Genomic DNA, 6914 nt, shown 5'->3' with positions numbered 1-6914 from the left:
GCCGAGTGGTTGAAGGCACCGGTCTTGAAAACCGGCGATCCGAAAGGGTTCTAGAGTTCGAATCTCTACGCTTCCACCAACATTTTAGCCCCAGCTTAGAAATAAGCTGGGGCTTTTTCGTTTCTGTCGTTTATCACTCCAGGCTTACCCCTTCATCATCAACGCGCCACCCTCCAGCGCTTTTTAAATCATCTGCAAAGTTGATCACATAATAATCAGTTTAAAAAACGATCAACATCACATTAATATTTCATTAACATATCTACCATTGGTATTACCACTACAGACCACTGGTAATATTGTATGCAAATCAGTCGTGAAAAGACGGAACACATCAGCGGCTACGACCGGGTTGTTAAATTTTTGCGCGAGCAATTACTTTCCGGAGAGCTCAAAGCTGGAGACAGTTTGCTGCCTGAACGCGACCTCTCTGCCAGATTAGGGGTTAGCCGGCCAGTATTACGTGAGGCGCTAAGAGCCTTAGCCATGATCGGTGCTGTAGAAATCCGGCATGGAGTGGGTACGGTTGTAACTAAACCTGATGTCTCAATCCTGGGCGAGTTTTTCACCTTTGTTCTGGCGCACCAGCCAAACGTGGTTGACGACGTGATGCAGGCACGTATTGCGATTGAGCGTCAGGCAACACGTCTTGCCTGCCGCAGGGCTGTTCAGAGTGATTACGATCGTCTGGCCGCATGTCTTAGCGATATCGTCGATACCATCCATATTCCAGAATCAGGTGGTCTTGCCGATTTTCGTTTCCATGAAGCCATCGTTAATGCTTCAGGCTCCCCAACACTTATCAACATGTATCAATCGATCAGTGTGTTAATGCACCGATCCCACCTCGACAGACGCGAACAGATTATTCAACTCGAAGGCATAGAAGAGTTTCTTATCGATCATCATCGCGCCATTTTTGCCGCCATCGTCGATCGCAATGAAGAAAAAGCCGATGAATTACTGGGCCGCCATTTTGAGATTGGGGCCGATTTTCGCCGTCGCGCCACCATTCGCATGGTTGGCGGAACCCCATTTGCAAACTAAAACCCACTCAGAAGGAAAGACAGATGCAGATAGTCATTGGTAGCGATCACGCAGGCTTTCATCTCAAACAAGAACTCTCACGGTGGCTTCGCCAGTGCGGGTATGAAATTGAAGATATTGGCAGTCATGACCCACAACCCGTGGATTTTCCTGATATTGCTTACGCCTTATGTAGCAAAGTTCGCGAGGGTCACAGTAAACGCGGAATCCTGGTCTGTGGTACCGGTGTTGGCGCGGTGATTGCGTCAAATAAGGTGAAAGGCATTCGCGCTGCTGTCTGTCATGACGTGCATTCTGCACATCAGTCCGTCGAGCATGATGACGTCAACGTGATGTGCATTGGCGCGCAAATTGTCGGCCCGTGGCTGGCACGCGATCTCATTGCTGCCTTTTTAGAAGCTGAGTTTGTCCAGGATGCTGACTTCATTCGTCGCGTAGAGAAGTTATCCCAGCTTGAGCAATCCAACTAGTTAGCAACAAGGAGAATAATGATGAATAACAACACTTTCGGCATCGTTGGTTTTCTTGGTTTAGGTGTAATGGGGCGAGAAATGGCCCGTAACCTTGCTCAAGCAGGCTTTACCGTACGCGCTTTTGACATTATCTCAGGAGCTGGTGATTCATTGCGCCCGTTTGGCGTGGAAATTGTGTCCGAGATTAGCGCAGTAACCAGCGACGCCGATATTGTCATTTCCATGCTGCCAGATACACCGCAGGTTGAAGATATTGTCCGTGGGCCCGGAGGGTTGTTGTCCAATCCTCCTCCCGGAAAGCTGTTTGTCGATATGAGTACCATCGCCCCAGAAGCTACCCGAAAGTTAAGTCAGGAATTATTAGCAGTCGGAGTCACTATGCTTGACGCCCCCGTTTCTGGAGGCCCGATTGGTGCTAAAAGGGGCACGTTGAGCATCATGGTTGGCGGTGATGCTGGTGGATTTGAACAAGCCACCCCTTATCTCAAAGCCATGGGCACCACATTGAACCATGTTGGGGCATCTGGTGCCGGGCAGACCGTCAAACTCTGTAATCAGCTTATCTGCGGCATCAATATTCAGGCTATTTGCGAAGCGCTGGCACTTGCGCGAGCCTGGAATATCGATTTGCCACAGATGCGCGAAGTGTTACTGGGCGGGTCAGCTGCCTCATGGATGCTCGATAAGCTGGGGCCGGCGATGATCGAAGGGGATGTTTCAGCTGGTTTTCGTATTGACCTGATGATGAAAGATCTTCGTCTGGTACTGGAAGCCGCGCAAAAACATCCGGTGCCACTTCCCGCCACGGCTCTGGTTGCCACTCAGTATCAAAACGCGCAGGCATACGGCGAAGGGTCAAATGGTAATCAGGCGCTATTCAAGGTTTATGACCGTCTAACCGGTCAGCAGACTATATGACCAAATTACATGGGTGAAAAATCATGATCCTTGATTTCACTGCAATTTTTTCCCAATGGCAGTTGTTGATTGACGGTGCTCTGTTAACCGCGAAACTTGCCATGGTTACCACGGTGACCGGTTTTCTTATCGGTACACTCTGTGCCATTGCACGGCGTTCTCAATCTGTATTTTGTGCAAGAGTCGCGGCCATCTACGTCGAGTCGATCCGCAATACGCCGTTTCTGGTGCAGATATTCCTGGTTTACTTTGGCCTGTCTAGCTTGGGGTTTTCATTTACGGCGTTCACCGTCTCCGTTATTGCTTTAACGATAAACGTTGGCGCTTATACAGCTGAAATCATGCGTGCAGGTTTTGAGTCCATCCATAAAGGGCAGTGGGAAGCGGCTGAGACACTTGGGTTAACTAAATGGCAGCAATATTGGCATGTGGCACTGCGTCCGGCGATTGAGCGTGTATATCCATCGCTGACCAGCCAGTTCATTCTTTTAATGCTGGCCTCTTCAGTCACATCGCAAATCTCTGCTGAAGAACTGACGGCAACCGCTAACTTCATACAATCAGAGACCTACCGCCCCTTTGAAACCTTCTTCATTGTGGCAGGCATCTATATTGCACTTTCTATGCTGATGCGTCTGGTCTTTTGGTTGTTTGGGCTGGCAATTTTTCCTCGCCGCCGCCGACTTGGCACCACGATTTAGGGAGGACTGACGATGAATATTCCCCTCAACTTTGCCCATATTCAATTTTTGCTCGAAGGCACGTTATGGACGATTAATTTATCGCTGATGGCTTTTATCGGTGGTGGTTTAATGGGCTTTCTTATTGCACTTGGACGTATTGCCCCCGTCAGGCCGCTGCGTTTACTGGTCAGCTTGTGGGTTCAGCTGATTCAGGGAACACCGTTACTGATCATCATGTTTATGATCTATTTCGGTTTGCCGCAGCTCGGTTTTTCAATCTCACCACTACTGGCTGCAGGCGTTTCCCTCACTATTTATGCCAGCGCTTATCTTGGTGAAATTTGGCGCGGATGCATTCAGTCTGTTCCTCGCGCGCAGTGGGAGGCCGCTGAATGTCTGGCGCTGTCACGCACGCAGCGCATGTTTAAAGTTATTTTGCCACAGGCGATCAAACTGGCGACGCCACCAACGGTGGGGTTTTCTGTTCAAATTATCAAAAACACTTCGCTGGCCTCCGTTGTGGGGTTTGTCGAATTAGCACGAGCGGGTCAGTTAATTAACAACTCTATTTTTGAGCCTTTCATTATTTATCTCATTGTTGCGGCAGTTTATTTCTGTCTTTGCTTCCCGGTCTCTGTATTAAGCCGAAGGCTGGAGCGGGGCGCACCTGAGAAAAAAGCCAAACTATTGCAACCTGCTACCCCACGAATCACTTAAGCGCTGAAGGTAATCAATATGTCCATTATTACATTGAGCAATGTGCAAAAGAGCTTCGGCCCTAACCCGGTGCTTAAGGACGTCTCTTTTTCTGTTAATCAAGGCCAGGTCATCGCACTGATTGGTGCTAGTGGTTCAGGAAAAAGCACCGCGCTGCGCTGCATCGACCGCCTGGAAACTATCGATGGCGGCAGCATCGAGGTCTGTGGGCACAAAGTCGAAGATCCTCGCCTTGATTTACGTAAGCTGCGCCAGGATGTGGGGATCGTGTTTCAGAGCTACAACCTGTTCCCCCATTTGACGATTGAGCAAAACATTACACTCGGCCCGGTGTCGGTGAAGAAAATGCCGAAAGCAGAAGCCAGAAGGTTAGCTCTGTCGGTACTTGAGCAGGTCGGGCTGGCTGACAAAGCTGATAGTTATCCTGAACAGCTTTCGGGTGGGCAGCAACAACGTGCTGCCATTGCCCGTTCGTTGGCGATGAAACCGAAAGTCATGCTGTTCGATGAAGTGACATCCGCGTTAGACCCCAAACTTACCGGAGAAGTGTTGCGGGTTATTGAACGTCTGGCCGGTAGTGGCATGACCATGATCATGGTGACCCATGAGATGAATTTTGCACGCCGGGTAGCCGATAAAGTGATTTTTATGCATCAGGGAACCGTACATGAAAGCGGCACGGTAGCCATTTTGAAAACGCCGTCGACTGAGGCGCTGCAGGAGTTTGTTTCAAACGACCTTTGACAGAAAAAAACTGTTTTAGCCCTATACGCAATCAGGAGAATAATAATGACCTCTACAAAAAACATCGCATTGCTCGCCACATTACTCTCTGCCGCTTTGTCATTACCGGCCCAGGCAAACATGCTCGCGGATATTCAGCAACGCGGAGAGCTACGAGTCGCAACGGATATGGCCATTCCTCCATCGGGAATGCTGGATGCCTCAATGAAGCCAGTCGGTTCTGATGTTGAGACTGCGGAGCTGTTGGCCAAAGATTGGGGTTTAAAACTCAAATTTATCGAGACCACGGGCCCAACCCGCATTCCAAACTTACAAACGGGTAAAGCAGATATTGTTATATCGACGCTGTCAGTCACACCTCAGCGAGCAGAAGTCATAGATTTCACCAGAGCATATGCAGGATTACGTTCAGTCATCGCGGCTCCAGCCGCCACTAAAATAAGTGACTGGAGCGATCTTAAAGGACGCGCCATCACGGTTACACGCGGCACGACGCAGGACTCAATGTTAAGCAAAGATGCAATGAAGAATGGTTATACCGTTCAGCGCTACGATGACGATGCAACGTTAGTTACCGCAGCCGTCAGCGGGCAGGCTTACGCCGTTGCAACTTCAGCGACACTCGTTAATCAGATAAAAAAACAGAATCCAAAACTGAATTTTGAACCAAAGATGACGCTGACCGTTTTTGATTTGGCGATTGGGCTGCAAAAAAACCAGCCTGAGTTAAAAGAAAAACTTAATGAGTGGATTGAAACCAATATTAAAAATGGAAAGTTAAATGCTATATACGAAAAGTATCACGGTGAACCAATCCCGCAGGAAATATTGAATCGCTAAGAAATAGATACGATCCAGAGATAAACAGTAATTGCAGAAGTAATGTTACTTGCGCCCATATTTAAGCTGGCTGGATATATCTGGCAGTTAACAGTATGGGCGCTATATACTCTATCAATACAATTGTGCCAAATCCATATTATCAGTAAGAGTCATCACCTCTTGTCGGTGTTCCAGCAAAATATTAACCAGTTCGCTATCAAGCGAGTTATTTTCGGATTCCTGATGAAGGATTTCGCTCACTCTATTCGCAGGCATTGCAGTGCGATAAGGGCGGTTTTCAGTCAGTGCCACAAACACATCGGCAACCGAAATTATCCGACACTCTTGCCCAATCTCATCACCAGCCAGACTAAATGGATAACCATAACCATTCGGTTTCTCATGATGAAGTGCTGCCCAGCGCGCGATATCAGTGATAGCGTCGATGGATGAAAGCAACTCAAAGGTATGATAACTGTGGCTTTTTAATATCGCGATATCTGCATCATCAAGTTTGCCTTCTTTGTGCAATAAACTCATCGGTATGGCCAGCTTCCCGATATCATGCAGATAGCCTGCCAATTCAATTTTCTTACACTCAACTTCAGAATAGTGGCATTTCTCAGCAAGAAATCTGGCAACAATTCCAACATGTAATGAGTGGCGGCAAGTGAAGTTACAGTGCATATCAATAATGGTATTAAGTAATAGCCCAAAATCCATTAGCTCATCGAGGCTGATTGTTTTATCAGCTATAGGTGAATACATTCTCAAGAGATGTAATGGCAATGGTCTGGTTAATCCCAGCCAAAAATAAGTTTTATTTGCCAGGCGAAGAAACGCTTCTAACACGAGTGGATGAAAACGTGTTTCTACTTCATCTTTTATCAATTCAACGCAGCGTTCAGCTGGCGACTCATGCCCACTATTTCTTAATTTAAGATATTGAATATCGATGCGGTCAGCCAGGTAGATGATATGGCTGGCGAACGGAATACGCTCATCATCCTGGTATTCACCCTGCCCATAACCCCATTTCCTATGGTGATGGAGGATGATTGATGCTTTATCCGCCAATAAAGGCACCATCTTAAAAATGGAAGCACCATAGGTTGCATGTGCGTGACTATAAGGTTCTTGATCGTCGATGGCGATTAAATAATCTTTTTTTACCAGACCACCAATATCATGCAGCAATGCAGAAATAAAAACATCTTCGCGGTATTTAGGCACTAGCTTGAGTTCAGCAGCCAGCTCATTCGCGATGAACGCCGTCCGTTTATGATGACCATTCAATTCAGGCGCACTGGTTTCGATCGCTAATGCAATAGTTGATAAAACCTGAAAGAGATTTATTTCCACATTTATTCCTGTCGCACACAAAAAGAAATACTTATCGATATATATAATAAACATCCCTGCCATTAACGATGTTTTATTTTATATAGACAAGTTTCATTAAGTAATGATGTGTTTACCTAAAGCATTTTATTGTTAATTGTCTTCACAT

The 6914-nt window shown here is 47.1% G+C and carries 9 protein-coding genes; 8 read left to right on the top strand and 1 reads right to left on the bottom strand.

Translation table 11 applies throughout. The features are described 5' to 3' along the window. The 8 genes from LVQ79_RS21010 to LVQ79_RS20975 all read left to right on the top strand — a co-directional run. Positions 1-212 (top strand): hypothetical protein (locus LVQ79_RS21010; protein WP_232866607.1); only part of this gene is annotated, 212 nt, incomplete at its 5' end. Between the two features lie 91 nt (positions 213-303). Further along, positions 304-1047 carry a FadR/GntR family transcriptional regulator gene (locus tag LVQ79_RS21005; protein WP_232866603.1) on the top strand — a complete coding sequence of 248 codons (744 nt, stop codon included), beginning with the start codon at positions 304-306 and terminating at the stop codon, positions 1045-1047. A 23-nt stretch (positions 1048-1070) separates the two neighbouring features. Beyond that, the gene (gene rpiB, locus LVQ79_RS21000; protein ID WP_232866600.1) at positions 1071-1517 is read left to right on the top strand and encodes a ribose 5-phosphate isomerase B; all 447 of its coding nucleotides are present in this window, start codon (positions 1071-1073) and stop codon (positions 1515-1517) included. An 18-nt stretch (positions 1518-1535) separates the two neighbouring features. Then, positions 1536-2438 carry an NAD(P)-dependent oxidoreductase gene (locus LVQ79_RS20995; RefSeq protein ID WP_232866597.1) on the top strand — a complete coding sequence of 301 codons (903 nt, stop codon included), beginning with the start codon at positions 1536-1538 and terminating at the stop codon, positions 2436-2438. 23 nt (positions 2439-2461) lie between these two features. Beyond that, a complete protein-coding gene (locus LVQ79_RS20990; RefSeq protein WP_232866594.1) occupies positions 2462-3139 on the top strand; it encodes an amino acid ABC transporter permease in 678 nt (225 codons plus the stop codon). Between the two features lie 12 nt (positions 3140-3151). Next, positions 3152-3838: an amino acid ABC transporter permease gene (locus tag LVQ79_RS20985; RefSeq protein ID WP_034456295.1), complete on the top strand. Its 687-nt coding sequence runs from the start codon at positions 3152-3154 to the stop codon at positions 3836-3838. A gap of 18 nt (positions 3839-3856) precedes the next feature. Then, positions 3857-4582 carry an amino acid ABC transporter ATP-binding protein gene (locus LVQ79_RS20980; RefSeq protein WP_051880565.1) on the top strand — a complete coding sequence of 242 codons (726 nt, stop codon included), beginning with the start codon at positions 3857-3859 and terminating at the stop codon, positions 4580-4582. 120 nt (positions 4583-4702) lie between these two features. After that, on the top strand, positions 4703-5422 hold the full coding sequence (locus tag LVQ79_RS20975) for a transporter substrate-binding domain-containing protein (RefSeq protein ID WP_232866591.1): 720 nt from the start codon (positions 4703-4705) through the stop codon (positions 5420-5422). A gap of 114 nt (positions 5423-5536) precedes the next feature. Here LVQ79_RS20975 and LVQ79_RS20970 read toward each other — a convergent pair whose 3' ends face one another. Beyond that, positions 5537-6766: an HD-GYP domain-containing protein gene (locus tag LVQ79_RS20970; protein WP_232866588.1), complete on the bottom strand. Its 1230-nt coding sequence runs from the start codon at positions 6764-6766 to the stop codon at positions 5537-5539. Positions 6767-6914 lie beyond the last annotated feature (148 nt).

The organism is Buttiauxella cochleicola (assembly GCF_021282405.1).
Lineage (GTDB): Bacteria > Pseudomonadota > Gammaproteobacteria > Enterobacterales > Enterobacteriaceae > Buttiauxella > Buttiauxella massiliensis.
Note: the sequence above shows the minus strand (reverse complement) of the source record. Positions and strands in the feature narration are given on the sequence as shown.

Bases quoted from the DNA above. Each gene is read 5' to 3' on its own strand.
- LVQ79_RS21005 (WP_232866603.1), top strand. From the start codon at position 304: ATGCAAATCAGTCGTGAAAAGACGGAACACATCAGCGGCTACGACCGG.
- rpiB (WP_232866600.1), top strand. From the start codon at position 1,071: ATGCAGATAGTCATTGGTAGCGATCACGCAGGCTTTCATCTCAAACAA.
- LVQ79_RS20995 (WP_232866597.1), top strand. From the start codon at position 1,536: ATGATGAATAACAACACTTTCGGCATCGTTGGTTTTCTTGGTTTAGGT.
- LVQ79_RS20990 (WP_232866594.1), top strand. From the start codon at position 2,462: ATGATCCTTGATTTCACTGCAATTTTTTCCCAATGGCAGTTGTTGATT.
- LVQ79_RS20985 (WP_034456295.1), top strand. From the start codon at position 3,152: ATGAATATTCCCCTCAACTTTGCCCATATTCAATTTTTGCTCGAAGGC.
- LVQ79_RS20980 (WP_051880565.1), top strand. From the start codon at position 3,857: ATGTCCATTATTACATTGAGCAATGTGCAAAAGAGCTTCGGCCCTAAC.
- LVQ79_RS20975 (WP_232866591.1), top strand. From the start codon at position 4,703: ATGCTCGCGGATATTCAGCAACGCGGAGAGCTACGAGTCGCAACGGAT.